We start from the raw sequence: 16,643 nt of genomic DNA, 5'->3' as shown, positions 1-16,643 counted from the left end.
ACTCCCCCTTCTGTCTGTTTGTTATCTGACGATCGGCAATTCGATCGAACTCGCCGACGACGCGCTGTGGAAGATGCGCTGCAACGCGACTTTGTAGTCGGTAGGTTGGGCGAGAAGAATATTCGGCACGAAGCTTTGCGGGTTGCGGTCATAGACTGGAAACCAGCTCGATTGGATCTGCACCATCACGCGATGGCCGGGCAGAAACACGTGATTGCTGTTGGGCAGCGTAAAGCGATAGCGCTGCACCTTGTCGGACGGAATCGCGGTTGGCTTTTCCAGACTGTCGCGGTAGCGGCCGCGGAAAATGTCGGCCGCAACCATCAACTGGTAGCCGCCCAGCTCAAGCTGGCTTGGCACGTCTTCGGGATAGACGTCGATCAGCTTCACAATCCAATCCGAATCCGTGCCGGTGGTCGAAGCAAGCAGATTGACCATCGGCAGACCCGCAATATGCATCGGCTCGGTCAGCACGTCCGACACATAGCTCAGCACGTCGGGGCGATCGGCGACGAAGCGCTGGTCCTGCAGCAACCAACGGCGCCAATCGTCGGCGTTCTTCAACTGCACCGGGCGCGGCCAGTTCGGCACCGGCTTGTTCGGGTCCGAGAAATAGTCGTCGTGGTCGTTTGCCGTGTCGGTCGTCGGCTTGTCAAAGCCGAGTTTGAATCCTGCCTGCAGATAGATCGGCTTCGACGTGGTCTCGCAGCCTTTCTCGCAGGCGAGCGGCCAGCTTTTATAACGCGTCCAGCGATTGGTGCCGGTCTCGTACGCAATTACCGGCGCGATGTCGGCTTTGGGTGCGCCGTCTTTCAGATACATGTCCAGGAACGGCTTCAGCACGTCGCGGCGGAATTGCGCCGCCGTGTCGCCGTCGAACTTGATCAGGCCGAGTTTGTCGCCGTCGCCTTTGGCACCGCTGTGGCGCCACGGCCCCATCACCAGAAAGTTCTTGTCGTTGTTGGTGTCCTTGGGCTCGGTCGCGCGATAGGCGGCGATACCGCCATAGATGTCTTCCTGGTCCCAGATGCTGGTGATCCACATCGTCGGAACCGCAAGCGGCTTCTGCGCCAGGATCTTATCAAGCGCTTGGTTCTGCCAGAACGAGTCGTAAGCTGGATGTTCGACGATCTTGCGCCAGAAGGGCAGTTGATCGAGCCCGACGCGCTTGGCGGACTCACCGGCTGCACCTGCAGCGCGATAGGACTCGTAATCGTCGCGCCCGGGATGCGGCATCTTTCCCCAGCTCGACTGACGCCCGCTGGTTTGATCGTAAATGTAGTCGAGATTCGTCATGCGGAAGGCGCCGTTGTGGAACCAGTCGTCGCCCATCCAGCCGTCGATCATCGGGCACATCGGCGCCGCGACTTTGAGCGCCGGGTGCGGATTGATCATCGCCATCACAGTGGTGAAACCGTCATAGGACGAACCGGTGATGCCGACTTTGCCATTGCTCTCGGGCAGGTTCTTCACCAGCCATTCAATCGTGTCATACGCGTCGGTCGAATGATCGACCTGCGTGTTGTTCAGCGGCCCCACCAACGGGCGCGTCATCAGATAGTCGCCCTCCGAACCCCATTTTCCGCGCACGTCCTGATAGACACGGATATAGCCGTCGCTGGTGAACAGCTCGTCGTCGAGCTGCAAGCGCGCCGCACGGTTGAAACTGGCCGTGCGTTCGAGCTTCTGGTTCGCGTTGTACGGCGTACGCGTCAGCAGGATCGGTGCGTTTTTCGCACCTTTGGGAATGACGATGACCGTGTGCAGCTTCACGCCATCGCGCATCGCAATCATCACGTCGCGTTTGATGTAGTCGGCGCTTTGCACGGTGCGGTCGAACTTCTCGGGAATGTCCGGCATCGTTACCGGCGTTTCTGCCGCAGCTGTGCCAGCCAAAAGAAGGATCGACAAAATCGGTGCTGCCAGGCGCATACTCATTCCCTCAAAACCTGCGTTCTGATTTTTGCGTTGGCAGTACAGCGCGGTGAACGGACAAGGGCAACGGTTCGATTGGCTCTTTGCGGCTGTCTCCTCGGAGCGCCAAGGCCAATTGTTCTGACCGGCGGAGTGGCTTGATGGCAGGAAAAATCGAGGTTCGGCATTTGCGGTTGGTGCAGGCGGTCGCGCGCGAAGGCACGCTGACGCGTGCAGGCACGCGGCTGCACCTGTCGCAATCGGCGCTCAGCCATCAGCTGCTGGGGTTGGAAAAAGACTTGGGCGCCAAGCTGTTTGATCGGGTCGGCAAGCGCATGATGCCGACCGAGGCCGGCCTGCGGTTGCTCGAGATTGCCGACACGACGTTGCGCGCGCTCGACGAAGCCGAAGCGTCGTTGCAGCAACAGCGGCACGACGAACGTCCGCGGCTGCGCGTCGCGCCGAGCTGTTACACGATGTATCCCTGGCTAGCCGCTGGCATGGCTCGCTTCGCCGGCATGTCCCCGACGTTGGATCTGCAGATCGTGCCAGATGTCGGCAGGTGCGACGTGGGATTGCTCGTCGCCGACGAAGTCGACCTGCTGATTTCGCATCAGCCGTCGGGCGACGCGCGGTTTGAGAGCAAACGTCTCTTCGCGATGGAGATCCTCGCGCTGTTGAGCCCGTCTCATCGGCTGGTGACGTCGCGTACATCGCGTCGCCCCGCGATCGCCTGGCGCGAGTTGGCGGGCGAGACCTTGTTGACGCACGATTTGCGCGAAAGCGACGAGCGTTCGCTGCGCGAAGCGACCGCGGCAAATTCCGGCCCGCCGACGCGAATCTGGTTCGTGCAGATGACCGAGGCGATTGCCGAACTGGCGCGCGCCGGTCACGGCATCGGCATCATCGCCGAACAGATCCTGCCGTCGCCTTTGGGCGGTGAAGGACTGGTGACGATGCCATTGTGGCCGCGCGAAGAACGCGTCGCCTGGGCGATCTGGCAGAAATCGAAAGCCGACCGGCTGCCGTTGGCGCAACTCGCTGGGCATCTTTCGACGTTGCGCGAGCAGCAGGCTGCACAACCGTTTTTGTCCGTCGTCGGCGGGACCGCAAGCGGTTAACGGCGACGCGTCTTCGATCGATCGTCCCATCCACCTCATCGTTGCATGATGAGGTTGCGCTGTTGCAGCAGCGCAGTCGCGCGTACCCACATCGCTATGAACGACGACGTGGTTCTCAATACAAAAACCGGCGAACGCGGCACGATTGCCGCGTGGGTCGACCTGTTCGCGCAAGTCTGGCAGCAACCGAAAGAGCGGCTGGACCGGATGCTGGCTTTGCTCGACGAACAGGTCGCGCTCGAATCGCCGATGCAGCGTGTCGTCGGACGCGCCGCCGCGCGCCAGGACTATCTTCGTATTCTGCGCGCACTGCCGGATCTGACCGGCGTGCTGAACAGTTGGGAACATCGCAACGGTTATTTGTTCATCGACATGTCGCTCGAAGCGTCGATCGGCGGGCGGATGGTCAAATGGCCCAGCATCGACCGGATCCGCTTTCGCGACGGCATCGCGGTCGAACGCGTCGCCTACTACGACCCGCAGCCGGTGCATCGCGCTTTCATGCGCAATCCCAAAGGCTGGTCGCAATATGCGCGGCTGCAGGCGGGGGTCTAAGCGCGTTTCTTGCGGCGTGGGTTCGGACTCGGATCGACCACGCGATATCGGCACAAGAACATCTGCACCGCTTCCTCGACAACGACATCCGCTTTGATGGGCGGTTGCTTTCGACGCACCACGCGCGTCCAGAGAACCGGCTCGTTGAGAAGTCCGAGAAACTGGTGCGCCGCCAGCAACGGATCCGGGCAGGCGAGGACGCCCAATGTCGTCAAATGGGCGAGATAGCGCGCAAACCGGTTGAGCTGCGGATCGAGCACCGCATCAAAGGCGGTCGCGATCCACGGAAATTGCTGCGCGTCGGCGACAGTGATGCGCACCAACCCGACAAACTCGGCCGGGGCCTGAAAGGTCAGCACGCCCGTGCCGATGCGGCGTAGCACTTCTTCGACTTCGCCTTGCGTCTCGATGCCGGGCGGCAGCGCGTCCCGCAATCCTTCCGATAGCTCACGCAGCATCTCGCGCAGAATGTCTTCCTTGCTGGGAAACTGGTTGTAGAGCGTTCGCCGCGCGACGCCGGCTTCGGTCGCGAGATCGTCCATGCTCACGGCGCCAACGCCGCGCTTCAGGAACAGCCGCTGGGCTGCCTGCACGATCGCTTCGCGCGATCCAACACGACGATCGGGGGCTGCGTTTTTTTTGGGTCTGGACTGCGTCATCGTCTCATCATCAGGATTGCACTCACCAGTGCAATATACTATACGAGTAAGTGCAAAGCAAGCGCCGCCTGTCACCGCTGCCTTTTCCCCCGTTTTGTGGAGTTTTCGATGTCGATCCGACATTTCGCGCCGCTGCTGCTCGTCGCGGCAGCCCTCGGCGGCTGTGACGAGGCCGCGCCGCCTGCCGCCAAACCGCGCCCGGTCCGGGCAACCACCATCACCGGCCAGGCGTCCGGCGAGACGATCTCGCTGACCGGGCAGATCCGCGCCCAGGTACAGACCAGCCTCGCATTCCGGATCGACGGCCGCGTCATTGAACGTGCCGTACATGTCGGTGACGTCGTCAAAGCCGGCCAGGTGATCGCGCGGGTCGACTCGCAGTTGCAACAGAATGCGCTTCGACAGGCGCAGGCCGCGTTGCTGGCCGCGCAAGGCCAGGCGCTGCAGGCACGCAATGCGTTCGGCCGTCAGCAGACTTTGCTGCATGACGGCTACACGTCGCGCGCCAATTTCGACCAGGCGCAGCAGGCGCTGCAAACGACCGAAGCGCAAGTTGCAGCGGCGCGCGCGCAGCTACATACGGCCGAGGAACAGCGCAGCTTTACCGAACTCGTCGCGGACGCACCCGGCACGGTGACTGCAGTCGGTGCCGAACCCGGCGAAGTCGTGGCGCCGGGACGCATGGTGGCCGAGATCGCGCGCGACGGCGGGCTCGATGCGGTGTTCTCCATTCCGGCGCAGCTCATCCGCACGGTCTCGTCCGACATCGTCGTCGACATCGCGTTGACCGACGACGCGCGCATCACCGTCAAGGGACGCGTGCGCGAGCTGGCGCCGCAAGCCGACGCCGCGACGCGCACCTTTGCCGTCAAAGTCGCGCTCATCGATCCGCCGCCATCGATGCGGCTGGGCGCAACAGTGAAAGGCCGCATCGTCACGGCGGCGCCTGCAGGGATCGAAATTCCCGCAACTGCACTGACGCAGGCCGATGGTCGCGCGGCCGTATGGGTGGTCGATCCCAACGTGCAGAACGTGTCGCTGCGCAGCGTCGACGTGCTTCGCTACGACGAACGCAGCGTTGTCGTCGCGCAGGGGCTGCAGCCCGGCGAAACGGTCGTGACTGCGGGCACCCAGGTGCTGCGCCCGGGACAATCGGTGCGCGTGCTGGAGGGCGGCCAATGACCGGCTTCAATCTCTCCGAATGGGCGCTGAAGCACCGCTCATTCGTCACCTATTGCATGATCGTGATCTTGGTCGCGGGCGTCGCTTCGTATTTCAAGTTGGGCCGCAACGAAGATCCTGCTTTCACTATCAAGACGATGGTGGTGCAGACCGGCTGGCCCGGCGCGACTGTCACCGAGATGCAGCAGCAAGTCACCGAGCGGATCGAACGCAAACTGCAGGAGACGCCCGGCCTCGACTATCTGCGCAGCTATACGACGGCCGGACAGTCGACGATTTTCGTCAACCTCAAAGGCTCGGTGACGCGAACCGCGGTGCCGGACATCTGGTACCAGGTGCGCAAGAAGGTCGGCGATATCCGCTCCGCCTTGCCGCAAGGCGTTGTCGGGCCGGGGTTCAACGACGAGTTCGGCGACACGTTCGGCATCGTGTACGGCTTCACCGCCGACGGGTACTCGCACCGGCAACTGAAGGATTACGTCGATACCGTGCGGTCACGCCTGTTGCAGGTGCCCGACGTATCCAAGGTCGAGGTTCTCGGCGCGCAGGATGAACGCGTCTATGTGGAGTTTTCGACGGCGCAACTCGCCGGGCTCGGCGTCGATCGTGCCGCGCTGCTCAGCGCGCTGCAGGCGCAGAACGCAGTCGCACCGGCCGGCGTTGTGCAGACGAACGAAGAGAAGATCCTGGTGCGGGTCACAGGCGCCTTCCAGTCGGAGCAGGGTCTGCTGGACGTCAATTTCATGGTCGGCAACCGCGTCATCCGGTTGGGCGACATCGCGCATGTAACGCGCGGACAGGCAGATCCGCCGCAGCCGATCTTTCGCGCCAACGGCAAGGATGGAATCGGGTTGGCGATCGCCATGCGCGACGGCGGCAACGTGCTTGCCCTCGGCAAGAACGTCGAACGCGCCATGGCCGAGATTGCCACCGACCTGCCCGTCGGAATCGAGGCGAGTTTGATCGCCGAACAGCCCGCGACGGTCGCGCACGCTGTCGACGAGTTCATGGAGGCGCTTTGGGAAGCGATTGCGATCGTGTTGGCGGTCAGTTTCCTGGCGCTGGGATTTCGCGCCGGCGGCGTTGTCGCGGCGTCGATCCCGCTGGTTCTTGCGATCGTGTTCGTCGTCATGGAGTTGCTCGGCATCGACCTGCAGCGCATCTCGCTTGGTGCGCTCATCATTGCGCTGGGTCTGCTGGTCGACGACGCGATGATCACGGTCGAAATGATGGTCACGCGCCTGGAGCACGGCGACTCGAAGGAAAAGGCAGCCACCTTCGCCTATACGTCGACCGCGTTTCCAATGCTGACCGGCACGCTGGTCACCGTCGCGGGTTTCGTTCCGATCGGTTTCGCGCGCAGCTCGGCGGGCGAGTACACGTTTTCGATTTTCGCGGTCGTCGCGATCGCTCTGCTTGCCTCGTGGGTGGTTGCGGTGTTGTTCGCGCCGCTGCTCGGAGTCTGGGGACTGAAACGTCCGGCCAAGTCGCACGAAGGACAGCAAGGTCCGGTGGTGCGCCTGTATCGGCGCGTTCTTGTCGCCGCCATGAGCGCGCGGCGACGCACCATCCTGATCACGGTTGCCGCCTTCGCGCTGGCGCTCGCCGGGACGCGCCTGGTGCCGCAGCAATTCTTTCCGTCGTCGGATCGGCCGGAATTTCTGGTCGACATCAAACTGCCCCAGAACGTGTCGCTCGAGGCGTCGCGCGATCTCTCGGCCCGTGTCGATCAATTGCTCGCCCAGGATCGCGACGTCGACCATTGGAGCAGCTATGTCGGCCGTGGCGCCGTTCGTTTCTACCTGCCGATGGACCTGCAACTGCCGAACGATCACTTCGCGCAGCTTGTCGTCGTGACCAAAGGGCTGGAGCAGCGCGACCACGTCAAGGCGCGGCTGGAGCAGGCCTTTACGACTGCCTTTCCCAACGTCGTCGCGCGCGTTTATCCGCTCGAACTCGGTCCGCCGGTGGGATGGCCGCTGCAGTTCCGCATCAGTGGACAAGACCCCGACCGGTTGCGCAGCGTTGCGTTCAAGGTCGCGGATCTGCTCGGCGCGCAGAACGGCGTGCAGAAGGTCAATTACGACTGGATGGAGCCGGAACGCACGCTGACCATCCGCGTCGACCAGGATCAGGCGCGGCTGTTGGGCTTGAGCTCGCAGGCGCTGGCGCAGGCCGTCAACGCGGTCGTCACCGGAACGACGGTCACGCAGATTCGCGACTGGATCTATCTCGTCGACGTCGTGGCCCGCGCATCGGCCGACCAGCGCATGTCGCTCGCAACCATCCGCACGTTGCAAGTGCCGCTTCCGACGGGACAGACAGTGCCGCTCAGTCAGATCGCTTCGGTCGAATATGGAAGCGAATATCCGATGATCTGGCGTCGCGACCGCCAGCCCACGCTGACCGTGCAGGCCGACGTCGCGCCCGATGCGCTGCCTGCTTCGGTCATCCAGGCGCTGCAACCAAAGCTCGACGCGCTGAACGCCGGCCTGCCGGCCGGATACAAGATCGCGGTCGGCGGCACCGCCGAAGAAAGCAAGAAGGCGCAAGCGTCGGTGATCGCGGTCGTGCCGGTGATGCTGTTGCTGATGCTGACCATCCTGATGGTGCAGCTACAGAGCTTCAACCGGTTGTTCCTGGTGCTCAGCGTCGCGCCGCTCGGCGTGATCGGCGTCGTCGCTGCGCTGCTGCTCGCGCACAAGCCGCTCGGCTTCGTCGCCATTCTCGGCGTGCTGGCGTTGATCGGCATGATCGCGCGCAATTCGGTGATCCTGATCCAGCAGATTGAAGAGGAGAAAGCGCACGGCCGCGATCCGTGGAGTGCGGTGATCGAAGCATCGACGCATCGCTTCCGTCCCATCCTGCTCACGGCTGCGGCGGCAATTCTCGGCATGATCCCGATCGCGCCGACGATTTTCTGGGGACCGATGGCATACGCGATCATGGGCGGCCTCGCGGTTGCGACCGCGCTCACGCTGTTGTTCTTGCCGGCGCTCTATGTCGCCTGGTTTCGCATCCAGCCGCCGACGCTCGTGCAAGCGCAAACCATGGAACACGCCACATGAGCATCGATCCAATACTTCTAAGTTCGGTATCGGCGATGGGCGCGTTCCTCGGCGGCACGGCTTCGCTTGCCGGCGCCGTCTATACGCAGCGGCGGCAAAACCGTGCCCAGCGTATCGAACGAGAAATAACGCGACGCGAGACCGTCTATGCCGAGTTCATCATGTGCGCCTCGAACCTGCTGGTGGACGCCTATACGCGTGACGAGATCGCGATCGGCGGCCACGAACAGAAGCTGATGGCGCTCATGCACCGGATTCAGCTCTTCGCGCCGCCACACGTGATCAGCGCCGCAGAGGACGTAATTCACGCGATCATCGAAATCGCGCTGCAGCCGAGCGTGCCCGTTCACGAGTTCGTGAAATCGGCTTTGTCGAAAAACCCGGATCCCGACGCGCTGGTCGCATTCAGCCGTATCTGCCGCGCCGACCTGGACAGCGTGCACGCGCCGTCCCGCGAGCAGCGGGCGCGCGGCGAACGCAATAGCGGGGACGAAATGATCCTCGGAAGGACAACGACATGAACATGCACCAGACCCTGCGACGGGACCCTGGCGACGCGGCATTGAGCAAGCGCAAGTCGCACGTGATCGGCGAGCGTCCTTCGTTCGATTGCATCGCGCTCGTGCTGCAGGGCGGCGGCGCGTTGGGCGCCTATCAGGGCGGCGTCTACGAGGCGCTTGCGGAAGCCGACCTGCATCCCGACTGGGTCGCCGGCATTTCCATCGGTGCGATCAACGCGGCGCTGATTGCGGGCAATCCGCCGGAGAAGCGTGTCGAGAAGCTGCGCGCGTTCTGGGAGTTGGTCACCGACGAGCCCGGTTGGAGCTGGTTCAACGGAATGGAGAATTCCGTCATGCGCGCCGACGCGATGCGCCGCACGATGAGCCAGATCGCGGCGACGAAGGCGCTGACGGCTGGTGCGCCCGGCTTTTTCGTGCCGCGCAATTTGAATCCCTGGTGGGAAGCGACCGGCACCCAGGAAGCAACCAGCTACTACGATACGTCGCCGTTGCGCGCGACCTTGGAGCGGCTGGTCGATTTTGACCGGATCAACGTGCCCGGGCAGATGCGCTTCAGCGTCGGTGCGGTGAATGTGCGCACCGGCAACTTCACGTATTTCGACGCTCGCACGCATCATATCGAGCCCGAGCATGTGATGGCGAGCGGCGCCTTACCGCCCGGCTTTCCGGCCGTCGAGATCGAAGGCGAGCAGTATTGGGATGGCGGCCTCGTCTCGAACACACCGCTCGAATGGGTGGTCGAGCGCGAAGAACGTGAGCAGCGCGAAGACATGCTGATCTTCCAGGTCGATCTGTGGAGTTCGCGCGGCGAAACGCCGTCGATCATGGCCGACGTGATGTCGCGTCAGAAAGAGATCCAGTATTCCAGCCGCACGCGCGCGGCGACGAATGCCGTCCGTCGTCGGCGGCAACTCTCATCGGCGCTGGCGAAACTGCTCGACCGGGTTCCGCCCGAATTCCACAACGGGCCCGAGGTGCGGCTCCTTGAAGAAGCCGCCGACCTCAGCGTCTACAACATCATTCAGTTGGTTCATCGCGCGGAGAATTTCGAAGGCCATTCGAAGGACTACGAATTCTCGCGCCGTTCGATGGAGAGCCATTGGCGTGCCGGCTACCACGACGCGATTCGCACGTTGCGTCACCCCGAAGTGCTGCAGCGCCCGAGTGTGCTCGATGGCGTCTTTACCTTCGACCTAGCCTTTGACGGCCGCGAATAGCGAGAATCGTGACATGAATATTCAGAAAATCCTCGAACGTGCGTTCGCAATGCCGCTCACCAGCCCGGCCTATCCGCGCGGACCCTACCGGTTCATCGACCGCGAATATTTGATCATCACCTATCGCACCGATCCGGCGAAACTGCGCGCGCTGGTACCCGAGCCGCTTCAGGTCGACGAACCGCTAGTGAAGTACGAATTCATCCGCATGCCTGATTCGACGGGCTTCGGCGACTACACGGAAAGTGGCCAGGTCATTCCCGTGTCGCTTGAGGGACGACGCGGCAGCTATACGCATTGCATGTTCCTGAACGACGAGGGGCCGATTGCTGGCGGCCGCGAATTGTGGGGATTTCCCAAAAAGCTGGCCAGCCCCAGCCTGCGCAAAGAAGTCGATACACTGGTCGGCACGCTGGATTACGGGCCGCTGCGAATCGCGACGGCGACGATGGGCTATAAGCATGAGGCGGCGGATCTTGACGCGGTGCGCGCGTCGCTGGCGGCGCCAAACTTTCTGCTCAAGATCATTCCGCATGTCGACGGCACGCCGCGCATTTGCGAACTCGTCGAATACCACCTGCAAGAGGTCAATGTGAAAGGCGCCTGGAATGGCCCGGGCGCGCTTGACCTTGTGCCCCATGCACTCGCGCCGATCGCCGAACTGCCGGTGCTCGAGATCGTGTCGGCGACGCACATCATCGCCGACCTGACACTCGGCCTCGGCACCGTCATTCACGATTACACGGCAAACCGAGAGATTTGATCATGGATCTTCGTCACGCCATCGAATGTGATGCGCCCGAGCCGGCGCCACTGCCGCCCGGCTCGTATCGCGCCATCCTCCAGGAGTCGCACGACGCTGCCATCGTGCTCGACGACGACATGAAGATCGTCTTCGCGAATGCTTCGGCCGTGCGCATGTTCGGCTATTCTCGTCGCGCGCTTCTCGGCAGACCGATCGACCGGTTGCTTCCGGAATCCGCGCGCAAACAGCATGTCGGCTGGATGCGTTCGATGCAGCGCGCGGAAGTTCATTCCCGTCCGATGGGGCCGCGCGGTCGGATCCAGGCGCTGCGCGCGGACGGAAGCCTGATCTGGATCGAAGGTACGGTGGTGGCCTATCAGATTGCCGGCGCCCCGTATTATGCGGCCCTGCTGCGCGACGCGACGCAATGTGTCGAGGCAGAAGAACAGTTGCAGCAGCTCGCCGCCGACGCGCAGCGCCTGGCCCGCGCGCGTTCGAGTTTCATCGCGAATATGAGCCACGAACTGCGAACGCCGCTCAACGCGGTGATCGGGTTCGCTGAATGCGTCGCCAAAGCGTCCGTCGGAGATCTGCCGGACAAATATCGCGAGTACGGCACGCATATTCACGAGGCCGGCGAGCATCTTCTGGCGGTCATCAACGACATTCTCGCTATGTCGGAACTCGAATCCCGGCAGCGGCTGCTGCACGAGACCGAGTTGCGCGTACGCGACGTGGCCGACCAGGTGTGCCGGATGCTGTCGATCCGGGCCGCGAAAGGCGGCCATCGCATCGTCGCCGACGTGCCGGCGCATCTGCTGCTGTATGGGGATGCCGTTGCGCTTCCGCAGATCCTGATCAACCTCGTGGGTAACAGCCTGAAATACTCGACCCAGCCAGGGTGCGTGCGCATCGCGGCGCGGCTGCTGGATGGCGGCGAACTGGAAATCGCCGTCGAGGATCAGGGCGTCGGCATGGCGCGCGAGGAAGTCAGTCAGGCGACCCAACCGTTTCGCCGTTTCGCCAAAGACAGTCTTGCCAATGTCGCCGGCACCGGTCTGGGCCTTGCCATCGTCGACGCGCTGGTATGGCTGCATGGCGCGCGCATGACGATCGAAAGCGAGCTTGGGGTCGGGACGACGGTGCGGCTGCTCTTTCCGACCGGCCGCGTGCGGTTCGCCTCGTGACGAGCGCAATCATTGACGCCTAAAACATCGCGCCGATAAATGGCGCGATGGCTGAGATACCGACCGACTATGAAACCGATGCCGGCGACCGGCACGATCAGTTGCGCCTATGGCTGCGCTTGTTGTCCTGCACCTATCTGATCGAGAACGAAATCCGCTCGCGCCTGCTGCAGTCCTTCGACACGACCTTGCCGCGCTTCGATCTGATGGCGCAGCTCGACCGGGTGCCGGAAGGGCTGACGATGGGTGCGCTCAGCGCACGGTTGATGGTGTCGAACGGCAATACGACCGGCATCGTCGAACGGCTGGTCGCCGAAGGGCTGGTGAAGCGCACCGTGTCGAATGCCGACCGGCGCAGCACGACCGTGTCGCTGACCGCCAAAGGCCGCAACGCCTTCAAAGTGATGGCGACCCAGCATGAAAGCTGGATCCGCGAATTGTTCACCGAAATCGATCCGGCCACGACCAAGCGGCTGCTGACCTTGCTGGGCGAAACCAAGGACGCGGTACGCAAGTCGCTGGCGGCCCCGCGCGCCGCGGCGGCGCCTGCCGCGACGCCGCGCCGCAAGAAATCCGCCAAATCCTGAGGTGTTGACGGCGCAAAGACCGCGCTGGACAGGCCTCGCGAGAAAGGTTTAGATCTAAACTATCACGAGCGAGGCTTGGGCAGATGCGAGTCGTATGTGTCGGCGGTGGGCCGGCCGGTCTCTATCTTGCGATTGCGCTGAAACGGCGCGACGCCACGCATGACGTAACCGTGATCGAGCGCAACCGCCCGTTCGACACGTTCGGTTGGGGCGTCGTCTTCTCCGACCAGACGATGGAAAATCTGCGCGCGGTCGACCGCAAAAGCGCCGATGCCATTTTCGACAGCCTGGCCCATTGGGACGATATCGACGTGCATGTGCACGGGCAGGTCATTCGTTCGGGCGGGCACGGTTTCTGCGGTATCGGCCGCAAGCGTCTGCTGAACATTCTGCAGGAACGCGCGCAGGAGCTTGGCGTCGCGCTGAAATTCGAAACCGACGCCGATCCCGATACGGTGCTTGCGACCTACGACGCCGATCTGATCGTCGCCAGCGACGGCGTCAATTCGAAGATGCGGGCGCGTTGGGAAGACGTGTTCAAGCCGCGCATTGAGATGCGGCGCAACAAATTCGTCTGGCTCGGTACGCACAAAACGTTCGAAGCCTTCACCTTCGGCTTCGAACAGACCGAACATGGCTGGATCTGGTTCCACGCCTATAAATTCGATCCCGACACCTCGACCTTCATCGTCGAATGCGACGAGCCGACCTGGCGCGGCTTGGGTTTCGATACGTTGAGCCAGGAGGACAGCATCGCGCTATGCGAGCGCATCTTCGCCAAATATCTCGACGGCAACGGCTTGATGAGTAATGCGCGCCATCTTCGCGGCTCGGCCTGGCTGAACTTTCCACACGTGACGTGCGAGCGCTGGCACCACAAGAACGTGGTGCTGATGGGCGACGCAGCGCATACGGCGCATTTCTCAGTCGGGTCGGGCACCAAACTCGCGCTGGAAGATGCGATGGCGCTGGCCGAACGGCTGCACGACCGGCCGACGATTGCCGAAGCCTTGTCGGCCTATCAGGCCGAACGATCGCTCGACGTGGTCAAGCTGCAGAATGCGGCGCGCAATTCGACCGAATGGTTCGAACATCTGCCGCGCTATCTCGCCTTCGAGCCGATGCAGTTCGCCTATTCGCTGCTGACCCGCAGCCAGCGCGTCAGCCACGACAATCTGCGCGCGCGCGACAAACAATGGTTGGACGGGCTGGAGACCTGGTTCGCGCAGCGCGCTGGCGCGGAGGTGAACCAGCCGGTGCCGCCGATGTTCACGCCGTTCAAGCTGCGCGGCCTGACTTTGCCGAACCGCATCGTCGTGTCGCCGATGTCGATGTACAGCGCCAAGGACGGCGTGCCCGGCGACTTTCATCTCGTCCATTACGGATCGCGCGCGCAGGGCGGCGCCGGCATGGTCGTCACTGAAATGACCGACGTGTCGGAAGAGGGGCGCATCACGCCCGGCTGCACCGGCCTCTATACCGATGCGCAGGAAGCGGCATGGAAGCGCATCGTCGACTTCGTACACGCGGAAACGCCGGCGAAATTCTGTCTGCAGCTGGGCCATGCCGGCCCCAAAGGTTCGACCCAGCTTGGCTGGGAGGAGATGGACGCGCCGTTGGCGGAGGGAAACTGGCCATTGCTGGCGCCGTCGGCGATCGCCTGGTCGCCGCGCAACCAGTTGCCGCGTGCGATGACGCGCGCCGACATGGATCTGGTGCGCGACCAGTATGTCGCCGCTGCCAAGCGCGCCGTGCGCTGCGGCTTCGACATGATCGAGCTGCATTTCGCCCACGGCTATTTGCTGTCGGCGTTTCTGACGCCGGTTACCAACAAACGCACCGACGAATATGGCGGCGCGGTCGAGAACCGGCTGCGCTTTCCCTTGGAAGTGTTCCGCGCCGTGCGTGATGCGTGGCCGGCGGACAAACCGATCTCGGTACGCCTGTCGGCAACCGACTGGTGCGAGCACGGCAATGACGAAGACGATACGTTGACGATTGCGGCTGCGTTCCGCGATGCCGGCGTCGACGTGATCGACGTGTCGGCCGGGCAGACCACGATCGAGGCGCGGCCCGTCTATGGTCGCATGTTCCAGACGCCGTTCTCGGACCTGATCCGCAACGAAGCGCGGGTTGCGACGATGGCGGTCGGCAACATTTACGAGATCGACCACGTCAACAGCATCATCGCCGCCGGCCGCGCCGATTTGTGCTGCATGGCGCGGCCGCATCTGTCGGATCCGTATTGGACATTGCGTGCGGCGGCGGCCCAGCAAGTCGCGGTCGAATGGCCAAAGCCCTATTTGTCGGGCCGCGATCAGTTGCAACGTTTGATGGTGCGTCCCAATGGCTGAGCGTCACGCAATCGTCACCGGCGCGACGCGCGGCATCGGCTGGGCCATCGCCAGGCGGCTGGCCGATGACGGGATGCGCGTGACCCTGTTGGGGCGCGACATCAGCAAGCTGATTGCGCGTGCGTCGGAAATCGGCGCCGATTTTCAGGCAGTCGATCTGACCGACGGCGATGCGGTGGCAGCCGCGTTCAACGAAATTGGACCAGCAGCGATCCTCATCAACAATGCGGGCATCGCCGAAAGCGCGCCGTTCCTCAAAAGCGAGGACGCGCTGTTCCAGCGCATGTTCGAGGTCAATGTGCTGGGCGCGGTACGTTGCACGCGCGCGGTTTTGCCGATGATGGTCAAGCTGGGTTGGGGCCGCGTCATCAACATCGCCAGCACAGCCGGGCTGCAGGGATTTTCCTACGTCTCGGCCTATGCCGCGTCGAAACACGCGCTGGTCGGCATTACGCGCTCGCTGGCGCTGGAAGTCGCATCGCGCGGCGTGACCGTGAATGCGATCTGCCCCGGCTATGTCGCAACCGAAATGACCGAGACGACGATCGAACGGATCGTCGCCAAGACCGGCCGCACGCGCGACGAGGCGATTGCCGAACTGGCAGCTGCCAATCCCGGCGGCCGTTTGATCCAACCGGAAGAAGTCGCGGCGTCGGTCGCAGCGCTATGCGGCGACGATGCCGCTTCGATTACGGGCCAAGCAATTGAGGTCGGACAGGCATGAAGCTCGACACATCGTACCAGCCGGCGCATTTCCGCTGGCAGCTCGACGGCAAGGTCGCGACCATCACGCTCGACCGGCCAGATCGCAAAAATCCGCTCACCTTCGAGTCCTATGCCGAGCTGCGCGACACGTTTCGCGCGCTGGTCCAGGCCGACAACATCAAGACGATCGTGCTGACGGGTGCGGGCGGAAATTTCTGCTCGGGCGGTGACGTGCACGACATTATCGGCCCGTTGGTCGGGCGCGACATGGCCGGGCTGCTCGACTTCACGCGCATGACCGGCGACTTGGTCAAAGCAATGCGCGCCTGTCCGCAGCCGATCGTCGCCGCGGTCGACGGGATCTGTGTCGGCGCCGGCGCGATCCTCGCGATGGCGTCTGACATTCGCTTCGCGACGCCGGACTCGAAAGCCGCATTTCTGTTCGTGCGCGTCGGATTGGCGGGGTGCGACATGGGCGCGTGCGCGATGCTGCCGCGCATCATCGGCCACGGTCGCGCGTCCGAGCTGCTCTATACCGGCCGCAGCCTGCGCGCCGACGAGGGCGAGCGCTGGGGCTTTTGGAATCGGCTGGTTGCGAGCGACGCGCTGCTGACGGAAGCGCAGGCATTTGCACGCGAACTCGCAAGCGGCCCGACGTTCGCGCACGCAATGACCAAGACGATGCTGCACCAGGAATGGGACATGGGTCTCGACGCAGCGATCGAAGCCGAGGCGCAGGCGCAGGCGATCTGTATGCAGACGCAAGATTTCCGTCGTGCCTACGAGGCGTTCGTCGCCAAGGCGAAGCCGGTCTTCGAGGGGAATTAG

14 protein-coding genes are annotated in these 16,643 nt (G+C 63.2%); 12 read left to right on the top strand and 2 right to left on the bottom strand.

What is annotated here, in order from left to right:
- Nucleotides 1-21: 21 nt before the first annotated feature.
- A complete protein-coding gene (locus tag TMPK1_RS09755) occupies nucleotides 22-1,938 on the bottom strand; it encodes a CocE/NonD family hydrolase (protein WP_420242797.1) in 1,917 nt (638 codons plus the stop codon).
- Between the two features lie 137 nt (nucleotides 1,939-2,075).
- Here TMPK1_RS09755 and TMPK1_RS09750 point away from each other — a divergent pair, with 137 nt between their 5' ends.
- Together TMPK1_RS09750 and TMPK1_RS09745 are read left to right on the top strand one after the other, a co-directional pair.
- A complete protein-coding gene (locus tag TMPK1_RS09750; protein ID WP_420242796.1) occupies nucleotides 2,076-3,035 on the top strand; it encodes a LysR family transcriptional regulator in 960 nt (319 codons plus the stop codon).
- A gap of 108 nt (nucleotides 3,036-3,143) precedes the next feature.
- Nucleotides 3,144-3,590 carry a nuclear transport factor 2 family protein gene (locus tag TMPK1_RS09745; RefSeq protein WP_420242795.1) on the top strand — a complete coding sequence of 149 codons (447 nt, stop codon included), beginning with the start codon at nucleotides 3,144-3,146 and terminating at the stop codon, nucleotides 3,588-3,590.
- On the opposite strand, the gene TMPK1_RS09740 is transcribed toward TMPK1_RS09745, so the two are convergent.
- Complete coding sequence (locus TMPK1_RS09740) at nucleotides 3,587-4,249, bottom strand: TetR/AcrR family transcriptional regulator (protein WP_420242794.1); 663 nt, start codon at nucleotides 4,247-4,249, stop codon at nucleotides 3,587-3,589. The genes TMPK1_RS09745 and TMPK1_RS09740 overlap by 4 nt on opposite strands.
- A 108-nt stretch (nucleotides 4,250-4,357) precedes the next feature.
- Here TMPK1_RS09740 and TMPK1_RS09735 point away from each other — a divergent pair, with 108 nt between their 5' ends.
- The 10 genes from TMPK1_RS09735 (at nucleotide 4,358) to TMPK1_RS09690 (ending at nucleotide 16,643) form a co-directional block, all read left to right on the top strand.
- Nucleotides 4,358-5,431, top strand: a complete 1,074-nt coding sequence (locus TMPK1_RS09735) for an efflux RND transporter periplasmic adaptor subunit (RefSeq protein ID WP_420242793.1) — start codon at nucleotides 4,358-4,360, stop codon at nucleotides 5,429-5,431.
- Nucleotides 5,428-8,499 (top strand): efflux RND transporter permease subunit, encoded by a 3,072-nt coding sequence (locus TMPK1_RS09730; protein WP_420242792.1) that lies wholly within the window; start codon nucleotides 5,428-5,430, stop codon nucleotides 8,497-8,499. Before TMPK1_RS09735 ends, TMPK1_RS09730 begins: the two co-directional genes overlap by 4 nt.
- On the top strand, nucleotides 8,496-9,020 hold the full coding sequence (locus TMPK1_RS09725; RefSeq protein WP_420242791.1) for a hypothetical protein: 525 nt from the start codon (nucleotides 8,496-8,498) through the stop codon (nucleotides 9,018-9,020). Before TMPK1_RS09730 ends, TMPK1_RS09725 begins: the two co-directional genes overlap by 4 nt.
- 41 nt (nucleotides 9,021-9,061) lie before the next feature.
- Nucleotides 9,062-10,237, top strand: a complete 1,176-nt coding sequence (locus TMPK1_RS09720) for a patatin-like phospholipase family protein (protein ID WP_420242789.1) — start codon at nucleotides 9,062-9,064, stop codon at nucleotides 10,235-10,237.
- Between the two features lie 13 nt (nucleotides 10,238-10,250).
- The gene (locus TMPK1_RS09715) at nucleotides 10,251-11,000 is read left to right on the top strand and encodes an acetoacetate decarboxylase (protein WP_420242788.1); all 750 of its coding nucleotides are present in this window, start codon (nucleotides 10,251-10,253) and stop codon (nucleotides 10,998-11,000) included.
- A 2-nt stretch (nucleotides 11,001-11,002) separates the two neighbouring features.
- Nucleotides 11,003-12,169: a PAS domain-containing sensor histidine kinase gene (locus TMPK1_RS09710; RefSeq protein WP_420242787.1), complete on the top strand. Its 1,167-nt coding sequence runs from the start codon at nucleotides 11,003-11,005 to the stop codon at nucleotides 12,167-12,169.
- A 47-nt stretch (nucleotides 12,170-12,216) separates the two neighbouring features.
- A complete protein-coding gene (locus TMPK1_RS09705) occupies nucleotides 12,217-12,756 on the top strand; it encodes a MarR family winged helix-turn-helix transcriptional regulator (protein ID WP_420242786.1) in 540 nt (179 codons plus the stop codon).
- A gap of 83 nt (nucleotides 12,757-12,839) precedes the next feature.
- A complete protein-coding gene (locus TMPK1_RS09700; protein WP_420242785.1) occupies nucleotides 12,840-15,110 on the top strand; it encodes a bifunctional salicylyl-CoA 5-hydroxylase/oxidoreductase in 2,271 nt (756 codons plus the stop codon).
- Entirely contained in the window at nucleotides 15,103-15,834 is a 732-nt protein-coding gene (locus TMPK1_RS09695; RefSeq protein ID WP_420242784.1) for an SDR family NAD(P)-dependent oxidoreductase, read from the top strand. Before TMPK1_RS09700 ends, TMPK1_RS09695 begins: the two co-directional genes overlap by 8 nt.
- Complete coding sequence (locus TMPK1_RS09690) at nucleotides 15,831-16,643, top strand: enoyl-CoA hydratase family protein (protein ID WP_420242783.1); 813 nt, start codon at nucleotides 15,831-15,833, stop codon at nucleotides 16,641-16,643. The genes TMPK1_RS09695 and TMPK1_RS09690 overlap by 4 nt, the downstream gene beginning before the upstream one ends.

Origin of the sequence: Roseiterribacter gracilis, from assembly GCA_018332375.1 — a bacterium.
Taxonomy (GTDB): Bacteria; Pseudomonadota; Alphaproteobacteria; order BOG-932; family Roseiterribacteraceae; genus Roseiterribacter; species Roseiterribacter gracilis.
Note: the sequence above shows the minus strand (reverse complement) of the source record. Positions and strands in the feature narration are given on the sequence as shown.